General features: G+C 60.8%; 17 protein-coding genes. 14 read left to right on the forward strand and 3 right to left on the reverse strand.

Going from position 1 to position 16,510, the window contains the following annotated elements; genetic code table 11:
• Positions 1-80 precede the first annotated feature (80 nt).
• The gene (locus LNV08_RS00085) at positions 81-1,568 is read left to right on the forward strand and encodes a Do family serine endopeptidase (protein ID WP_263531625.1); all 1,488 of its coding nucleotides are present in this window, start codon (positions 81-83) and stop codon (positions 1,566-1,568) included.
• A gap of 42 nt (positions 1,569-1,610) precedes the next feature.
• Here LNV08_RS00085 and LNV08_RS00090 read toward each other — a convergent pair whose 3' ends face one another.
• A complete protein-coding gene (locus LNV08_RS00090) occupies positions 1,611-1,880 on the reverse strand; it encodes a hypothetical protein (RefSeq protein ID WP_263531626.1) in 270 nt (89 codons plus the stop codon).
• A gap of 274 nt (positions 1,881-2,154) precedes the next feature.
• On the opposite strand from LNV08_RS00090, the gene lepA reads away from it, so the two are divergent.
• Genes lepA through nagZ form a run of 10 tightly spaced genes read left to right on the forward strand, consistent with a single transcriptional unit; the run spans position 2,155 to position 10,809 of the window.
• On the forward strand, positions 2,155-3,963 hold the full coding sequence (lepA, locus tag LNV08_RS00095; protein ID WP_263531627.1) for a translation elongation factor 4: 1,809 nt from the start codon (positions 2,155-2,157) through the stop codon (positions 3,961-3,963).
• Between the two features lie 25 nt (positions 3,964-3,988).
• Positions 3,989-4,963, forward strand: a complete 975-nt coding sequence (gene lepB / locus LNV08_RS00100) for a signal peptidase I (protein ID WP_263531628.1) — start codon at positions 3,989-3,991, stop codon at positions 4,961-4,963.
• A gap of 38 nt (positions 4,964-5,001) precedes the next feature.
• The gene (locus tag LNV08_RS00105) at positions 5,002-5,415 is read left to right on the forward strand and encodes a DUF4845 domain-containing protein (RefSeq protein WP_318014071.1); all 414 of its coding nucleotides are present in this window, start codon (positions 5,002-5,004) and stop codon (positions 5,413-5,415) included.
• A gap of 17 nt (positions 5,416-5,432) precedes the next feature.
• Positions 5,433-6,137 carry a ribonuclease III gene (rnc, locus tag LNV08_RS00110; protein WP_263531629.1) on the forward strand — a complete coding sequence of 235 codons (705 nt, stop codon included), beginning with the start codon at positions 5,433-5,435 and terminating at the stop codon, positions 6,135-6,137.
• Between the two features lie 28 nt (positions 6,138-6,165).
• Positions 6,166-7,134 carry a GTPase Era gene (gene era / locus LNV08_RS00115; protein ID WP_263531630.1) on the forward strand — a complete coding sequence of 323 codons (969 nt, stop codon included), beginning with the start codon at positions 6,166-6,168 and terminating at the stop codon, positions 7,132-7,134.
• 35 nt (positions 7,135-7,169) lie between these two features.
• Positions 7,170-7,958: a DNA repair protein RecO gene (gene recO / locus LNV08_RS00120; RefSeq protein WP_414858673.1), complete on the forward strand. Its 789-nt coding sequence runs from the start codon at positions 7,170-7,172 to the stop codon at positions 7,956-7,958.
• 16 nt (positions 7,959-7,974) lie between these two features.
• On the forward strand, positions 7,975-8,766 hold the full coding sequence (locus tag LNV08_RS00125) for a pyridoxine 5'-phosphate synthase (protein ID WP_263531632.1): 792 nt from the start codon (positions 7,975-7,977) through the stop codon (positions 8,764-8,766).
• Positions 8,767-8,806: 40 nt separating this feature from the next.
• Complete coding sequence (locus tag LNV08_RS00130; protein WP_263531633.1) at positions 8,807-9,331, forward strand: GNAT family N-acetyltransferase; 525 nt, start codon at positions 8,807-8,809, stop codon at positions 9,329-9,331.
• Entirely contained in the window at positions 9,328-9,723 is a 396-nt protein-coding gene (gene acpS / locus LNV08_RS00135; protein ID WP_263531634.1) for a holo-ACP synthase, read from the forward strand. Before LNV08_RS00130 ends, acpS begins: the two co-directional genes overlap by 4 nt.
• 3 nt (positions 9,724-9,726) lie before the next feature.
• Positions 9,727-10,809 (forward strand): beta-N-acetylhexosaminidase, encoded by a 1,083-nt coding sequence (nagZ, locus tag LNV08_RS00140; RefSeq protein WP_263531635.1) that lies wholly within the window; start codon positions 9,727-9,729, stop codon positions 10,807-10,809.
• An 11-nt stretch (positions 10,810-10,820) separates the two neighbouring features.
• Here the strand turns inward: nagZ and LNV08_RS00145 are convergent, their stop codons facing one another.
• Both LNV08_RS00145 and LNV08_RS00150 read right to left on the reverse strand, forming a co-directional pair.
• Entirely contained in the window at positions 10,821-11,432 is a 612-nt protein-coding gene (locus LNV08_RS00145) for a response regulator transcription factor (RefSeq protein ID WP_263531636.1), read from the reverse strand.
• Positions 11,425-13,434 (reverse strand): two-component system sensor histidine kinase NtrB, encoded by a 2,010-nt coding sequence (locus LNV08_RS00150; RefSeq protein WP_263531637.1) that lies wholly within the window; start codon positions 13,432-13,434, stop codon positions 11,425-11,427. Before LNV08_RS00150 ends, LNV08_RS00145 begins: the two co-directional genes overlap by 8 nt.
• A 151-nt stretch (positions 13,435-13,585) precedes the next feature.
• On the opposite strand from LNV08_RS00150, the gene LNV08_RS00155 reads away from it, so the two are divergent.
• The 3 genes from LNV08_RS00155 to LNV08_RS00165 are packed head-to-tail and all read left to right on the forward strand — an operon-like array spanning position 13,586 to position 16,503.
• On the forward strand, positions 13,586-14,623 hold the full coding sequence (locus tag LNV08_RS00155; protein ID WP_263531638.1) for a TRAP transporter substrate-binding protein: 1,038 nt from the start codon (positions 13,586-13,588) through the stop codon (positions 14,621-14,623).
• A gap of 33 nt (positions 14,624-14,656) precedes the next feature.
• Positions 14,657-15,226: a TRAP transporter small permease gene (locus tag LNV08_RS00160; protein WP_263531639.1), complete on the forward strand. Its 570-nt coding sequence runs from the start codon at positions 14,657-14,659 to the stop codon at positions 15,224-15,226.
• Positions 15,223-16,503, forward strand: a complete 1,281-nt coding sequence (locus LNV08_RS00165; protein WP_263531640.1) for a TRAP transporter large permease — start codon at positions 15,223-15,225, stop codon at positions 16,501-16,503. The genes LNV08_RS00160 and LNV08_RS00165 overlap by 4 nt, the downstream gene beginning before the upstream one ends.
• Positions 16,504-16,510 lie beyond the last annotated feature (7 nt).

Consider the following 16,510-nt stretch of genomic DNA (forward strand, 5'->3'; position numbering starts at 1 on the left):
GACTTTCGCTATGCTGCGTCTGCGCTGCCATCATGGTTGGTGCATTCATCAATTCAACAGTTAGCACTTTGAGTCAAGTCATGAAATTTCAGTCTGCTTATCGTCCACTGCGCCTCTCGCGTCTGATTCTGTCTGCTGCCGCGCTGTCACTGAGTTTGAGTCTGCTTCCCGGGCAGAGTCATGCGCAGGCAAGGGACTTGCCGGACTTCACCGAGTTGGTTGAACGTGTGGGCCCGGCGGTAGTCAATATCCGTACTTCGGAGCGTGCGCGTGCTGCTGGGAATGCCGCTAACGGCATGCCCGAGATCGATGAACAAATGCAGGAATTTTTGCGCCGCTTCGGCATCCCGGTGCCGGGGCAGCGCCGGGCGCCGCCGCGTGGCGACAGGGGCAGCGACGGCAATGCCGATGAAGATCAGGCGCCTCAGCGCCGCGGTGTCGGCTCCGGCTTCGTCCTCAGTGCCGACGGCTATGTGATGACCAACGCCCATGTGGTGAATGGCGCCGATGAAGTCTGGGTCACGCTCACAGATAAGCGTGAATTCAAGGCCAAAGTGGTGGGCGCCGATCGCCGCTCCGATGTGGCGGTTTTGAAGATTGAGGCGAGCGGTTTGCCAGCAGTGAAGATCGGAGATGTGGGGCGCTTGAAGGTCGGCGAATGGGTGATGGCGATCGGCTCACCCTTTGGCTTCGATAACACCGTCACCGCAGGCATCGTCAGTGCCAAGGCGCGCGATACCGGTGACTTTTTGCCCTTGATCCAGACCGATGTGGCCATCAACCCGGGCAACTCGGGCGGCCCATTGCTGAATATGCGCGGCGAGGTGGTTGGGATCAACTCGCAGATTTACAGCCAGTCCGGCGGTTTCATGGGCATCTCTTTCGCCATCCCGATCGATGAGGCGGTTCGAGTGTCCGATCAGCTGCGCGGCAGCGGCCGGGTGGTGCGCGGCTATATCGGCGTGGCACCCGATGATTTGAGCAAGGAAGTGGCCGAGTCAATTGGCCTGGGCAAGGCCTCCGGTGCCTTGATTCGCAGCGTTACGGCGGGCGGCGCGGCGGACAAGGCCGGCATTGAAGGCGGCGACGTGATCACCAAGTTCGACGGCAAGGTGGTTGAAAAAGCAAGCGATCTGCGCCGCATCGTGGGTGGCTTGAAGCCGGGTAGCAAGGCGGTGGTGCAGGTATTCAGGCGCGGTGCAATGAAGGAGCTGAACCTCACCGTGGGTGAGATGCCCGACGACTCCAAGGCCCGCGCCGGTGAGGTCGAGCCCAAGCCGGCTGTGGGTGCGGTGGCGGCGCTTGGCTTGCAGGTCTCTGACTTGAGTGACGCCCAAAAGCGGGACTTGAAGCTGCGTGCCGGCGTGCGGGTTGATGCGGCCAGCGGCGTTGCTGCTCGCGCCGGTTTGCGGGAAGGCGACTTGATTTTGGCCGTGGACAACACCGAAGTGAGCAGCGTCAAGCAATTTCAGACCCTGATGAGCAAGGCGGAAAAGGCCAAGCTGATCAATCTGCTGGTGCGCCGCGATGACGTGGTCAGCTTTGTTTTGCTGCGCCCTGCGCGCTGATCGCTAGCTCAAAGGCCTAGGCGCCTTGGTGCAACGCGCCGGCTATGGCTGACTAGCCTTGCGGGTCTTTCCGCATCGTGAAGTCTTTTGCCTTGGCTGGAGCTCATTGATCAACTCGCAGATGCCGCCAGAATTGAGTAAATTCTGGCGCTTCGCTTGTTTGACTGGCCTTGGCTTGGTGTCATTGTTGACGCGGTCGGATAGAATGCGCGATTGCGAGGCATTATTTGCCTTGCTGGCGTTAGGCAACGCCGGATAGGTGTTTGAGATGCGAAAGTTATCCACAAGATCGCAGGATTTTCTTGTGATCATTCTGTGCATAACATGTTGGTAACTCATTGTTGGTGAGCCGCAACGACCCCCTATCTGGCCTTAGCCGGGTGTCCAATTCGAGCCTTTTCGCTACAATGGATGCCCAGCATGCAGTTGCCAAACGTTTTGTTGGAAGGCGCGTCACCATTTCGACGTGCCTTTTTTTTATGTCCGGCACGCCGCTGACGCGGCTTCACATCGCTGCGCGATATGAGCCTTCCATGCAGGGGCTAAGCCCTTGTAGCCTCAGCGAGCTCTGCTTCCGATTAAAGCAATGAATCACATCCGCAATTTCTCCATCATCGCCCACATCGACCACGGCAAGAGCACGCTGGCGGATCGCATCATTCAGCGCTGCGGAGGGCTCGCCGATCGTGAGATGGAGGCGCAAGTGCTGGACTCGATGGACATCGAGCGCGAGCGCGGCATCACCATCAAGGCGCAGACTGCCGCGCTGCAATACAAGGCCAAGGACGGCAAGGTCTACAACCTGAATTTGATCGACACACCCGGCCATGTGGACTTCTCTTACGAGGTGAGTCGCTCGCTGTCGGCCTGCGAAGGCGCGCTCTTGGTGGTCGATGCCAGCCAGGGTGTTGAGGCTCAGACGGTGGCGAATTGCTACACCGCGCTGGAGCTCGGCGTCGAGGTGGTGCCGGTGCTCAACAAGATGGATCTGCCGAATGCGGATCCGGAAAACGCCAAGGAAGAAATCGAAGACGTCATCGGCATTGATGCCACCGATGCGATTCCTTGCAGCGCCAAAACAGGCATGGGCATTGATGAAATCATCGAAGCCGTGATCGCCCGTATGCCGCCGCCCAAGGGTGTGGTGGATGCGCCGCTGCGCGCGATGATCATCGATTCTTGGTACGACGCCTATGTCGGTGTGGTGATGTTGGTGCGCGTCGTTGACGGCACGCTCAAGAAGGGCGAGCGCATCCGCATGATGGCCTCGAATGCGGTCTACCCGGCTGACAACCTGGGCGTGTTCTCGCCCAAGTCCGAGCCGCGTGAGCAGTTGAATGCGGGCGAAGTGGGTTTCGTCATCGCCGGCATCAAAGAGTTGCAAGCGGCCAAGGTGGGTGACACCATCACGGTCGACAAGAAGTTGCCGAACAATCTGGGCCCGGCCGAACAGGCCTTGCCGGGTTTTAAGGAAATTCAACCGCAGGTGTTTGCCGGTCTGTACCCGACCGAGGCGAGCGAGTACGACCAGTTGCGTGATGCGCTGGAGAAGCTCAAGCTCAATGACTCCTCGCTGCGCTATGAGCCCGAGGTGTCGCAGGCGCTGGGCTTTGGCTTCCGCTGCGGCTTCTTGGGCCTGCTGCATATGGAAATCGTGCAGGAGCGCCTGGAGCGTGAATTCGATCAAGACCTGATCACCACGGCACCCAGCGTTGTGTACGAAGTGATGCTGAATGACGGGACGGTGATCTCGGTCGAAAACCCATCAAAGATGCCCGAGCTGGGCCAGATCCAGGAGATCCGCGAGCCCATCGTGACCGTGCATCTCTACATGCCGCAAGACTATGTCGGCCCGGTGATGACACTGGCCAATCAAAAGCGCGGCAATCAGCTGAATATGGCCTATCACGGCCGTCAGGTGATGCTGACTTATGAGATGCCGCTGGCTGAAATCGTGCTGGATTTCTTCGATAAATTGAAGAGCGTGTCACGCGGCTATGCCTCGATGGACTATGAGTTCAAAGAGTACCGCGCGTCCGATGTGGTCAAGGTGGACATCTTGATCAACGGCGACCGGGTTGATGCCTTGTCCATCATCGTGCACCGGGTGCAGAGCCAGTTCCGTGGCCGCGGTGTGGCGGCCAAGATGCGTGAGCATATTCCGCGCCAGATGTATGACGTGATCATTCAGGCGGCGATCGGCTCCAACATCATTGCGCGCGAGAACATCAAGGCGATGCGCAAGAACGTGCTGGCAAAATGCTATGGCGGTGACGTGTCGCGTAAGCGCAAGCTGCTCGAGAAGCAAAAGGCCGGCAAGAAGCGCATGAAGCAAATCGGCTCCGTCGAGGTGCCGCAGGAAGCGTTCCTGGCGATTTTGCAAGTTGACGATTAATCGAACGAACCCAAGTAGACCATTGATGAGTGCTCTGACCGGAATTCTTTACGCCTTGCTCGCCGCCTATCTGGGAGGCTGGTACACCGGCTTCTGGAGCGGTAACTTTTCCTTCTTGCTGTTCGTGCTGACGATGGTCACGCTGTGCTTTTGGCTGGCCGAGCGTTTTCACTTCGAGCCCAAGCGGGCCCGCGCGGCGGCGCAATTGCTGGAAGCCGACGCTCAGCGCCGCCAGACCCTGGCCGCCCAAGGCATCAAACGGGTTGACGGTGACGTCGAAGTAGCCCGTCAGGAAATTCTGCGGCAGCCCTGGTGGTTGGACTGGACGGCGGGCTTGTTCCCGGTGATCTTGGTGGTCTTTTTGCTGCGCTCCTTCTTGTTTGAGCCCTTCAAGATCCCGTCCGGCTCGATGGTGCCTACGCTGCTGGTGGGTGATTTGATTCTGGTCAACAAGTTCCATTACGGCATTCGTTTGCCGGTGATCAATAAAAAGATCATCGCTAACAATGACGTCAAGCGGGGTGACGTGATGGTATTCCGCTGGCCCGGTGACACCAGCATCGACTACATCAAGCGCGTGGTTGGACTGCCCGGTGATCAGGTCAGTTATTTGAATCAACGCCTGTATGTGAACGGCGAGTTGGTGCCGGTGCAGGCGCAAGGCGACTTTTATGACGAAAGTTCGATGACCTATCGGCCGCGTTTTACCGAGAAGCTGGGCGAGAAAGAGCATCAGTTGCTGGTGGACCCGCAGCGCTCGCCGCTGTTCAGCCCCAACCGAGCCGGCGGCCCCTTCCCCTTCCAGGAAAATTGCAAGTACAGCCCGGAAGGTGTGAGCTGCAAGATCCCGGCCGGCCACTACTACTTGGTCGGTGATAACCGTGACAATTCCGGCGATTCACGTTTCTGGGGTTTTGTGCCCGACGAAAACATTGTCGGCAAGGCCTTTTTTGTTTGGATGAATTTCGGTAACCTCAAGCGCATTGGCGCCTTCAATTGAACTTGAATTGCCAACACCATCATCTGAGGAAGCAAGCCATGCGTCAGACCGGATTTGTCAGGGCCCGGCATAACTTGAAGCTGAGTGGGCAAATGCGTGGGCAAGGCCATGGACAGCGCGGCGTCAGCCTGCTGGGCCTCTTGTTCTGGGGCGTGCTGCTGGCCTTTGTCGGTGTGGTGGGCGCACGCGTGTTTCCGACCGTGCTGGAGTTCTACACCATTCAAAGAACGGTGGACCGCATCGCGGCCTCCAACCCGGCCACGGTGCCGGCGGTACGGGCCGACTTTGATAGGGCGCAGCAAGTCGAGTATTCGATCACCAGCATCAACTCCAAAGATCTGGTGATCAGCAAAGAAAACGACAAATTGCAAATCAGCTTTGCTTACGACAAGCAGATCGAGCTGGGCGGCCCGGTGTACTTGTTGATCAAGTACGAAGGGCGCTCGCGCTAAATGCGAGGCTTGTTTTCATGAGTCCGCAGCTTGCTTCCCTGCAGCAAAGGCTCGGCTACAGTTTCAAGCAGCCCGAGCTTCTGACTCGGGCAGTCACGCACCGCAGTTTCAGTGCCGATCACAACGAGCGTCTCGAATTCTTGGGCGACGCTGTGCTCAGCCTGGCGGTGTCCGCCTTGCTGTATGAGCGCTTTGGCGCCTCAGACGAAGGCGATTTGACCCGCGTGCGCGCCCACTTGGTTCGCGAGGAGAGCTTGCATCGTTTGGCACTCAGCTTGGAGTTGCCCAAGGTGCTGCGCATCAGTGAAGGCGAAGCCAAGGGCGGCGGCGCGCAGCGGCCCTCTATCTTGGCTGACGCCACCGAGGCCTTGATCGGCGCGGTGTTCCTGGATGCAGGCTACGCACCAGCGCATGAGTTGGTGCGCCGCCTGTTGGGCGAGTTGATTGATGGTTCGGTGATGGATAACTGGGCCAAAGATGCAAAAACAGCCTTGCAAGAATGGTTGCAAGCGCGCCGAATGGCAGTGCCGAGCTATACCATTACCGAAACCCGCGGCCAAGCTCATGCGCAGACCTTCGAGATCGAATGCGCGGTGCCTGCCCTGAAGATTTCCAAGCGCGGCGAGGGTCGTTCGCGGCGCATTGCCGAACAGAACGCCGCCCGTCGCTTACTCGACGAATTGATTGCCCGCGACAAACCAAACGCTGGCTTGCGCGACTGAAGGAGCCGGTCTCACCACCGCCCACACCATGAACGAAAACACCCGCCCACCGACCGCTGCTTCCCCGGTGGCTGAGCTGACCGCTAGCCCTGATGTTTCAACGTTGGACCCGGCTATCCCAAAGCGATGCGGTCTGATCGCCATCGTCGGCCGGCCCAATGTCGGCAAGTCGACGCTGCTGAATGCCTTGGTGGGCCAAAAAGTCAGCATCACGTCTGACAAGGCTCAAACCACGCGCCATCGCATCACCGGCGTGCGCACCATTGAAGAAGCCCAGTTTGTCTTTGTCGACACGCCTGGCTTCCAGATGAAACATAACGCAGCGCTCAATCGCACGCTGAACCGCACTGTGCACAGCGTGCTGGGTGACGTCGATCTGGTGCTATATGTGCTGGAAGCAGGGCGCTTTGGCCTCGATGACGCCAAGGTGCTGTCGCTCTTGCCCGAAGACAAGCCGGTCGTGATGATCGCCAACAAACTCGACGCGGTGCAGCGCCGGGCCGAGCTGGCGCCGTGGCTCAAGAGCATGGCCGAGCGCCGCAACTTTGCCGAGTTCGTACCTCTGTCGGCCAAGAAAGAGTCCGACGTCACACGGCTGTTCAAGATCCTCAAACCTTATCTGCCCGAGCAGGGCTGGTTCTATGAGGAAGATGCACTGACCGACCGCTCGGAGAAGTTCCTGGCCAGCGAAATCATCCGCGAAAAGCTGTTCCGCCTGACCGGCGATGAGCTGCCCTATACGTCCACTGTTGTCATCGACAAATGGGAAGACGAGGGCGAGCTGCGTCGTATTTCGGCCTCCATCGTGGTCGAGCGCGACGCGCACAAGGGCATGATCATTGGCTCGGGCGGCGAGCGCCTCAAGCGCATCGGCTCCGAAGCACGTCAAGAGCTTGAGCATTTGATGCAGGGCCGCGTGTTCCTGGAGTTATGGGTCAAGGTCCGTTCGGGCTGGGCCGACACCGAAGAGCGCGTGCGCACCTACGGCTACGAGTAAGTTCTAAGCTTCGATCGAGATTCAAGGTTATGGCAATTCGCGGCGCGCGCGCACCCGCGATCCAGCAGGCTTTTGTGCTGCACCATTACGACTGGAGCGAGTCCAGCCTGATCCTCGATCTGTTTACGCGCGAGCAGGGCCGCATTGCCGTGGTCGCTAAGGGGGCCAAGCGGCCTTATTCGCAAATGCGTGCGGTGCTGCTGCCGTTTCAGCGCATCCAGGTCAGCCTATCCAAACCGGTCAAATCGGCAGATGGCGTCGGTGACGCGCCAGGGCCTGAGGTGGTCACGCTGCGCGGCGCCGAATGGGCGGGTGGCTCCACCATGCCGGCCGGCGCGGCGCTGTTTTCCGGCTACTACCTGAATGAGTTGCTGCTCAAGTTGCTGGCGCGCCAGGATCCGCATACCGCGTTGTTTGATGCTTATGCCGCCACGCTGCCGGCTTTGCACGCCAATGAAGACGCTCAGTCGCAGGCGGCGCTGCGAGCGTTTGAGCTGCGACTATTGCGGGAAATTGGGCTGCTGCCTGATCTGAGTTTGTCGACCCTGACACAGCAGCCGCTGGACTTGGACCGGCAATATATGTTGAATGCCGAAGCCGGGGTGCTGCCGCCGCAGGCTGATGCGCCGGCTTTCAGTGGTTTGGCCTTGGTGCAGCTGCAAGCAGCCCTCTTGCATGGCAGCATGGTGGCCTTGCAGCAGGCCTGTAGCCCTGTGCTGCCGGCCCTGCGATCGACTTTGCGTGGCCTGCTTCACTATCATCTCGGGCAGCGGCCGCTGCGCACCCGCCAGGTCATGCAGGACTTGCAAAAACTTCTTGATTGATAAATAGATAAGCCCCATGAACCCACTTGTCGCTCCCGAGTCTTCCCGCACGCACAGCGCGCGCTGCGCCCTGTCGGTCAATGTCAACAAGGTCGCGCTGCTGCGCAATACCCGGCATCTGGGCATCCCCAGCGTTCTGCGTGCGGCCGAGGCTTGCCTGTTGGCCGGTGCGCAAGGCATCACCGTGCACCCGCGCCCCGATGCGCGCCATATTCGTACGCAGGATGTGCATGAGTTGGCGGCGCTGATGAAGGCCTGGCCTCAAGCCGAGTTCAATATCGAGGGCAACCCGACCCAGAATCTGATGGACTTTGTCCGTGAGCTGCGGCCCCATCAAGTGACTTTTGTGCCCGATAGCGAGGACCAATTTACGTCCGACCATGGCTGGCAATTTCCGGCAGACATGGATCGTCTGCGCCCCTTGGTCGCGGAGGCTAGTGCCTGCGGTGTGCGGGTCAGCTTGTTCATGGACCCATTGCCCGAGGCCATGGCCTATGTAGCCGAACTTGGCGCCGAGCGGGTCGAGCTGTACACGGAGACCTACGCCAGCGCTTTTGGCAGCGAGCGTCAGGCCGAGGTATTGGCCGGCTTCACGCGCACCGCTGAAGCCGCGCTCGCACTCGGCCTGGGGCTGAACGCCGGACATGATTTGAATCGCGACAACCTGACGGCCTTTCTGCGCGCCGTGCCCGGTGTGCAAGAGGTCTCGATCGGCCATGCGCTGGTGGCTGATGCCTTGGAGCTTGGCTATACGGAGACGGTGCGCGACTATCAGCGCTGCATCCAGCGCGCCTATGCGGCGCTGTGAGCAGCGCTTTTGTGCGGAACATTGAGCGGAGCATTGGGCGGTGACGACTGCTGAAGTTTTGATGCGCCGCGCCCGGCCCGAAGATGCCTTGCGCATCGCCGCGCTGGCGCGCTGGGTCTGGCTGGACCGCTATGCCATTGACGGTGTCAACGGCGATGTGGCGGACTATCTGAGGCGGGAATTCGACGAGCAAGCATTGCGCCAAGCCTTGGACCTTGGCCGCCATTGGCTGGTGGAGCGGGGCGATACCTTGTTGGCCTGGGCGCAGCTCGATGATGCCTCGCCTTGCCCGGTTGATGTGGGTGGCCCGGCGGTTGAATTGAAGCGGCTTTATGTCTCGCCGCGCAGCCAGGGCCAGGGCTTGGGTGCTCGCGTGCTGCGTCAATGCCGGCAAGAGTGGCCCGAGCAGCCCTTGTGGCTGAGCGCCTGGGTCGGCAATGAAGATGCGCTGCGTTTTTATCGCCGCGAAGGTGCCGCCTATTGGGGCGAAACCTGGTTCGAGTTGGGTGGCGAGCAGCACCGCAACGAGGTGCTGGGCTGGCCCGCCCTGGAGCGTTTGGAATGATTTACGGCATTGGTACCGACATCTGCGACGTCCGCCGCATCCGCGACACTTTGGCGCGGCGCGGCGAGCGCTTCGCGGAGAAAGTGTTGGGTCCGCAGGAGTTGGCGGTGTTCCGCGCTCGCAGTGCCAAGGTGGCCGCCCGCGGTGTCAGCTATCTGGCCACCCGTTTCTCGGCCAAGGAGGCCTTCTCCAAGGCGATCGGTACAGGCATGCGCATGCCGATGACCTGGCGCGACTGCGAGATTGTCAACACAGCCAGCGGCAAGCCCGAGATCCGTTTGCATGGCGAGTTAGCGCGCTGGTTTGAGAGCAAGGGGTTCAAAGCCCATGTTTCGGTCAGCGACGAGACCGACTACGCCAGCACTTTTGTAATCGTTGAAAGCAAGGACTAAAAAATGACGACAGCCGACAAGGCCTCATCCATCCACGCACCGCTGGTGCTCGATATTGCTGGGCTGGCGCTGGACAGCGACGACAGGCGCCGGCTCAAGCATCCGTTGGTCGGCGGCCTGATCCTGTTTGCGCACAACTTCGAAAGTCGCGCCCAGCTGACATCGTTGACGGCGCAGATCAAGGCGATCCGCCCCGACGTCTTGATTGCCGTTGACCATGAAGGTGGCCGCGTCCAGCGTTTCCAGACCGACGGCTTCACCCATCTACCGTCGATGCGTTCCTTGGGCGAGTTGTGGATGGAAGACGCGATGCGCGCCACCGCTGCCGCAACTGCAGCCGGTTATGTGCTGGCCAGCGAACTGCGCGCCTGCGGCGTGGATTTCTCGTTTGCGCCGGTACTTGACCTCGACTATGGCGCCAGTTCGGTGATCGGTGACCGCAGCTTCCACCGCGACCCGCGCGTGGTCGCGCTGCTGGCCAAGAGCTTGATGCATGGCCTCTTGCTGGCCGGTATGCAGGCCTGCGCCAAGCATTTCCCCGGCCATGGTTTCGTCAAGGCCGACTCCCATGTGGACGTGCCGGTCGACAAGCGCAGCCTCAAGGCCATCATGGCCGAGGATGTGAAACCGTTTGAATGGCTGGTCATGAGCATGGGCGCGGTGATGCCGGCGCATGTGATCTACCCCAAGGTCGATGCCAGGCCGGCCGGCTTCAGCGAGCGCTGGTTGCAGGAGATTCTGCGTGAGCGATTGGGTTTTGGCGGCGCGATCTTCAGCGACGATCTCGGCATGGCCGGCGCCCGCGTGCTGGACGGGCAGGCCATCGGCTTCACGCAAGCCGCGCTGGCCGCCTTGCAGGCTGGCTGTGACATGGTCTTGCTGTGCAACCAATCCGGCGTCGACGAGGGCAGTGCCTTGGATGAAGTGCTGGCCGATCTGAGCCAGGCACAGGCTTCAGGAAGCTGGTTGCCGAGCGCTGAGAGCGAAGCCCGGCGCGCAGGCCTGCTGCCACAAACTGCGCCGCTGACCTGGGACGAATTGATGCATGAGCCGGCCTATCACCAGGCCTTGGTGAGCCTCAGCTAAAGCTGCAAACCTCAGCCCTGCGCCAGCAGGGTCGCCACCTCGGCCGCCGAGCGCACGCCTAACTTGGCAAACACGCGGGCGCGGTGGACCTCGATGGTGCGCACCGAGACATTCAGCTCATCGGCGATCACCTTGTTGAGTCTGCCGGCTGCGACCCGGCCCATCACCTCGCGTTCGCGCTCGGTCAGGCTGGCCAGGCGGGCATGGCGCTCGCCGGCATGCGCGCCTTCGACGCGCATTGCCGCATCGACCGCGAGGGCCTGCTCCAGGCGGTCAGCCAGCGCGTTGTCGCTATAGGGCTTTTCGAGGAAGTCGAAAGCACCTTTTTTGAGCGCCTCCACCACCATGGGGATGTCGCCATGGCCGGTCAAAAACAGCACCGGGTTGCGCAGGCCCCGCGCGAGCAATTCGTCATGCAGCTTGGTGCCGGACATAGGCTCCATCCGTACGTCCAGCAAAAAGACCCCATATGGTGCGGCAGGGCTCTTGGCATCCAAGCTCGCCAACAAGGCCGGGCCACCATCGAAGCTGAGCACCTGCAGGCCGCGTGAGGCGAGCAAGAAGGCCAAGGCGTCGCGTACCGCTGGGTCGTCATCAACCAGATAGATATGGGGCTTAGTCATGGTTGGATTCTCCGCTGTTGAGGGCGTCACGGGCCTGTTCATGCAAGGGGAGGCTGAATGAGAAGCGCGCGCCTCCACTGCTTGATTCGCCGGCTTCGAGCAGGCCTTGGTGGGCCTCGATGATGGAGCGGCAAATCGCCAGGCCCATGCCCATGCCCTCGCGCTTGGTCGAGTAAAAAGGCGCGAACAAGGTCTGGGCGTCGCGCCCGGCGAGGCCTGGGCCGTTGTCGCTCACATCAACACGCAAGTATTCGGTCTGCGGAGCCGAAGAAGAAACGTCCGAACGACCGCAGCAAACGATGATGCGCCGGTCTTGCGCCTTGGCCTGCAGCGCGTCGGCTGCGTTGCGCACCAGGTTGATGACGACCTGCTCGATCAACACGGCGTCGGCAAACAGGGGCGGCAAGCTTTCAGCTAACTGCAGTTCCACCTGTACCTGGGTGCGCCTGAGCTCGCGGCCCAGCAGGGCCACCGCGTCGGTGATCACCTGCTGCAGGTCGCAAGCCTCGCGTTGCGGTTCGCGCCGGGTCAAGAATTGTCTGATCCGCTGCACGATGCGACCGGCCTGGGCCGCTTGTTGTCCGAGACGTTGCAGCGCACCCAGTACCGCCGCGTCGTCGATGCCGAGCTTGGCGAGCGAGTTGGTGATGCCTGCGTTGTAGCTGGCAATCGCCGTCAGGGGCTGATTCAACTCATGCGCCAGCGTGGACGCTACTTCACCCAGCATGGTGAGCCGGGCGTTGTGGCTCATGGCTTCGACCTGGCGGCGCTCGCCTTCTTCAAGCCGCTTGGCATTGGTGATGTCGATGATGGAGCCCATCCAGCCGATCTGCTTTCCCGCCGCATCGACCAGCGGTGACTCGAACACCTTGACCTCCAGCGTGCGCCCATCGGCATGCCGCCAGCGCGCCTCGAAGCCTTCGCGGGGGGCATGGCCTGCCAGATTCAGTCTGTTGCGGGCCGTCAGTTCTTCCAGGGCATCGGGGGGCCAATAAGGCATGGGCGGGCGCAGGCCCAAGAGGCTCTCCGCGCTGAATCCCACCATGTCGCAAAAGGTCCGGTTGACATAGAGCAGTCGGCCATCCGCATCACGCGCACGCAGGCCGACCAGGGCCGAGTCCTCCATGGCTCGGCGCCAAGCGGCTTCGGTACGCCAGGCGGCTTCGGTCCTGGTGATCTGCCGCACTTGGCGGCGCAGCAGCCAGCTGGCCCCTGCAATCAGCGGCAAGAAGCCGGCGGTCAAGACCAAGGCCAGCGGCCGCGTCGAGATGCTTGGCGGATCACGCAGCGTCAGCTCCAAGGCGGCGTCACTGAGCGTTGTCTCGCTCAGCGGGCTGGCGCGCAAGGGGCCCGGGAAGCTGACGCGGTAGCTGGGGCGCGGCCCTTGGGCCAAGCGCACGCTGCCCTCGGTACTGGAGGCAATCACTTGGTCGGCACTGTCCACCATCTGAATATCGTATTTGTGGCTCAGCCACCAAGGCACGCCGCGCTTGAGCAGCAGGGCCGGTGAATAACGCACCACCAGCATGCCTTCGGCACCATCTTTGCCCACCGGGGCCGTCAGGTGCAATGACAGCCCATCCTCCTCAATCGGCCGCTGGCCTTCGGCAGCTGCCGGCAGCTGCGCCTGGACGCGGTTGCGCAGGTCCAACCAGGTCACCGATAGCCAGAGCCGGCGCAGACCCGCATTCAGCTCGGGCTGGGCCGCCAGGCTCTCTGCGCTGGGCTTGTGACCCTGCAGCCTAGCGGCCAATTCGCGCAGATGGCCGAGCTCGTCATCGAGCTTGGCTCGCAACTGGGCCTCGGTGCTGAGCGCATCTGAGATCATGGTCTGGCGCTGCAAGGCCCGCTCTTCTGCTTCGTTATTGCGCGCCCAAACCAGCACGCCCAGCACAAAGCCCAGCGATAGCAGCAAGGGCAGCGCCCATAGCCAGGCGCGCATCAGCGAGCGTTTGCTGATATCTGATGGGCTAGCGGCGGCAGGGGCTTGTTGGCTGGGCATGATGCAAAGTCTAAGTGCCAGCTCTGTGCTGCGGGCTGAGCGAGGCGCTTAAATGTGGAACTCCACAACTACCCGGCCGGCGTCCGAGCTTTCACAATCTGCGCACAGTGGCCAATCCCAATTTCATCAGTGCCATGCTTTGGAGACCGAAATGAATAAGCCTCAAGTTCAAACCCCCTTCTTCGCCCGCCGCTTGCTGCTGAGCACGCTGACCGCCTTGACCGTGGCTCTGCCCGTTTGGGCGCAGGCGCAGACTCCCATCGTGATTAAGTTCAGCCATGTGGTCGCCCCCGACACCCCCAAGGGCAAGGGCGCGCAGCGCTTCAAGGAGCTGGTCGAGCAGCGCAGCGCCGGCAAGGTCAAGGTCGAGTTGTATCCAAACAGCCAGCTCTACAAGGACAAGGAAGAGCTCGAAGCCTTGCAACTGGGCTCGGTGCAGATGCTTGCACCTTCGCTGGCCAAGTTCGGTCCGCTGGGCGTGAAGGACTTCGAGGTCTTCGATCTGCCCTTCATCTTCAAGGACACGGCCGCCTTCCGCGCCGTCACCGATGGCCCAGTGGGAGCTGATTTGTTCAGCAAGCTGGAGCCTAAAGGCATCAAGGGCTTGGCCTATTGGGACAACGGCTTCCACATCATGAGCGCCAACAAGCCGCTGCATGCGGTGGCCGATTTCAAAGGCTTGAAGATGCGTATCCAGTCCAGCAAGGTGCTGGACGCGCAGATGCGCGCGCTCGGCGCGATCCCGCAAGTGATGGCCTTCAGCGAGTTGTATCAGGCGCTGCAGTCGGGCGTGGTGGATGGCACCGAAGGCGTACCGTCTAACTTCTATACCCAGCGTATTTTCGAAGTGCAAAAGCACATCTCCATATCCAACCATGGCCATCTGGCCTATGCGGTGATCGTCAACAAGAAGTTCTGGGACGGTCTGCCGGCTGATGTGCGCGGCATGCTTGAGGTGGCGATGAAGGACGCCTCCATCTACGCGAATGCAATCGCCCAGACCGAGAACGCTGTGGCGCTCGACAAGATCAAGGCCAGTGGCAAGACCACGATCTACACCCTGACCGATGCCGAATCGAATGAGTGGAAGAAGGCCTTGATGCCGGTGCACAAGGAGATGGAATCGCGTGTCGGCAAGGCCACGATTGCAGCGGTTTACAAGGCGGCAGGTTTCGTCGCACCGAAGTAAGCATAGAAAAAAGAGAACAAGAGGCATGCAACGATGATCAATCGCCTGCTCAATCATTTGGAGGAGTGGCTGATTGCCTTCCTCATCGGCGCGGCCACTTTGGTCATCTTTGTCGCCGTCGTACACCGTTATGTCTCCGGTATCCCGGTGATCCAGGACTACACGGTGCAGATCAACCTCAGCTGGGCGCAAGAGCTCTGCATCTTCATGTTTGTGTGGATGGCCAAGTTCGGCGCCGCTTACGGGGTGCGCACCGGCATCCACGTAGGCGTGGACGTGGTGCTGCGCAAGTTGAGCGGCAAGCCGCAGCAATATCTGGTCTTGTTCGGCTTGCTGGCCGGCGCCTTGTTCACCGGCACGGTGGCGGCGTTGGGCGGCAATTTTGTCTGGCATATCGCGCAGACCGATCAGACCTCCGCCGATCTGGAGATCCCGATGTGGTGGGTGTATCTGTGTGTGCCGCTGGGCTCATCGCTGATGTGCTATCGCTTCTTGCAAGTGGCCTGGAGCTATAGCAAAACAGGTGAATTGCCGCACCATGACCACGGCCACGTTGAAGGTCTGGAAGCCGATACCGAAACAGAAGTGGGTGCAAAAGCATGAACGCCGCCATCATCTTTGTCCTCTTGATCGTGCTGATGCTGACCGGCATGCCGATCAGCATTTCGCTCGGCCTGACGGTGCTGACCTTTTTGTTCACACTCACCGATGTGCCGATCCAGTCGGTCGCCTTGAAGCTGTTCACCGGCATCGAGAAGTTCGAGATCATGGCGATCCCGTTCTTCATCCTGGCCGGCAACTTCCTCACCCACGGCGGCGTGGCGCGGCGGATGATCCGCTTCGCCTCGTCCATGATCGGCCATTGGCATGGCGGGCTTGGTCTTGCTGGTGTGGCGGCCTGCGCGCTGTTCGCGGCGGTGTCGGGCTCATCACCTGCCACCGTGGTCGCGATCGGCTCGGTGATTCTGCCGGCCATGGTCAAGCAGGGCTTCCCCAAGCGCTTTGGCGCCGGCATCATCACCACTTCGGGTTCGCTGGGTATCTTGATTCCGCCCTCGATCGCGATGGTGATGTATTCGGTCTCAACCAGCACCTCGGTGGGCGCGATGTTCATCGCCGGTGTGGTGCCGGGCCTGATGCTGGCCACGGCCTTGGGTGCGACGACCTGGTTCATCGCGCGCAAGAACAATTACCCGCGCTTGGACAAAGCAACTTGGGGTGAGCGCTGGGCGGCCTTCCGTGAAAGCGTCTGGGGCCTGCTGCTGATCGTCGTCGTGATGGGCGGCATCTACAGCGGCATCTTCACGCCGACCGAAGCGGCGGCGATGGCGGCGGTCTATGCCTTCATCGTGGCCGTGTTCATCTACAAGGACTTGCCGCTCAAGCGTGTTGCCAAGGTCTTGCTCGACTCGGCCAGCATGAGCGCGATGCTGCTCTACATCATCACCAATGCAGTGCTGTTCAGCTTCTTGATGACCAGCGAAAACATCCCGCAGGCGATGGCCGACTGGTTGATCGGCCAGGGCTTTGGTCCGGTTGCCTTCTTGCTGGTCGTCAATATCTTGCTGCTCTTGGCCGGCAATGTGATGGAGCCCAGCTCGATCATCCTGATCCTGGCGCCTATCTTGTTCCCGGTGGCCATCAAGTTAGGTATTGACCCGGTGCACTTCGGTATCCTGATCATCGTCAATATGGAGGTCGGCATGTGCCATCCGCCGGTGGGGCTGAACCTGTATGTGGCCTCGGGCATCACCAAGATGGGCATCTCGGAGCTGACGGTGGCGGTGTGGCCATGGCTGTTGACGATGCTGATCTTCCTCGGCGTGGTCACCTATGTGCCGGCCATCTCGCTGTGGCTGCCGCATCTGTTGATGAAGTAAGGGCACG

It is taken from the genome of Paucibacter sp. TC2R-5 (genome assembly GCF_025717605.1).
Classification (GTDB): domain Bacteria; phylum Pseudomonadota; class Gammaproteobacteria; order Burkholderiales; family Burkholderiaceae_C; genus Paucibacter_A; species Paucibacter_A albus.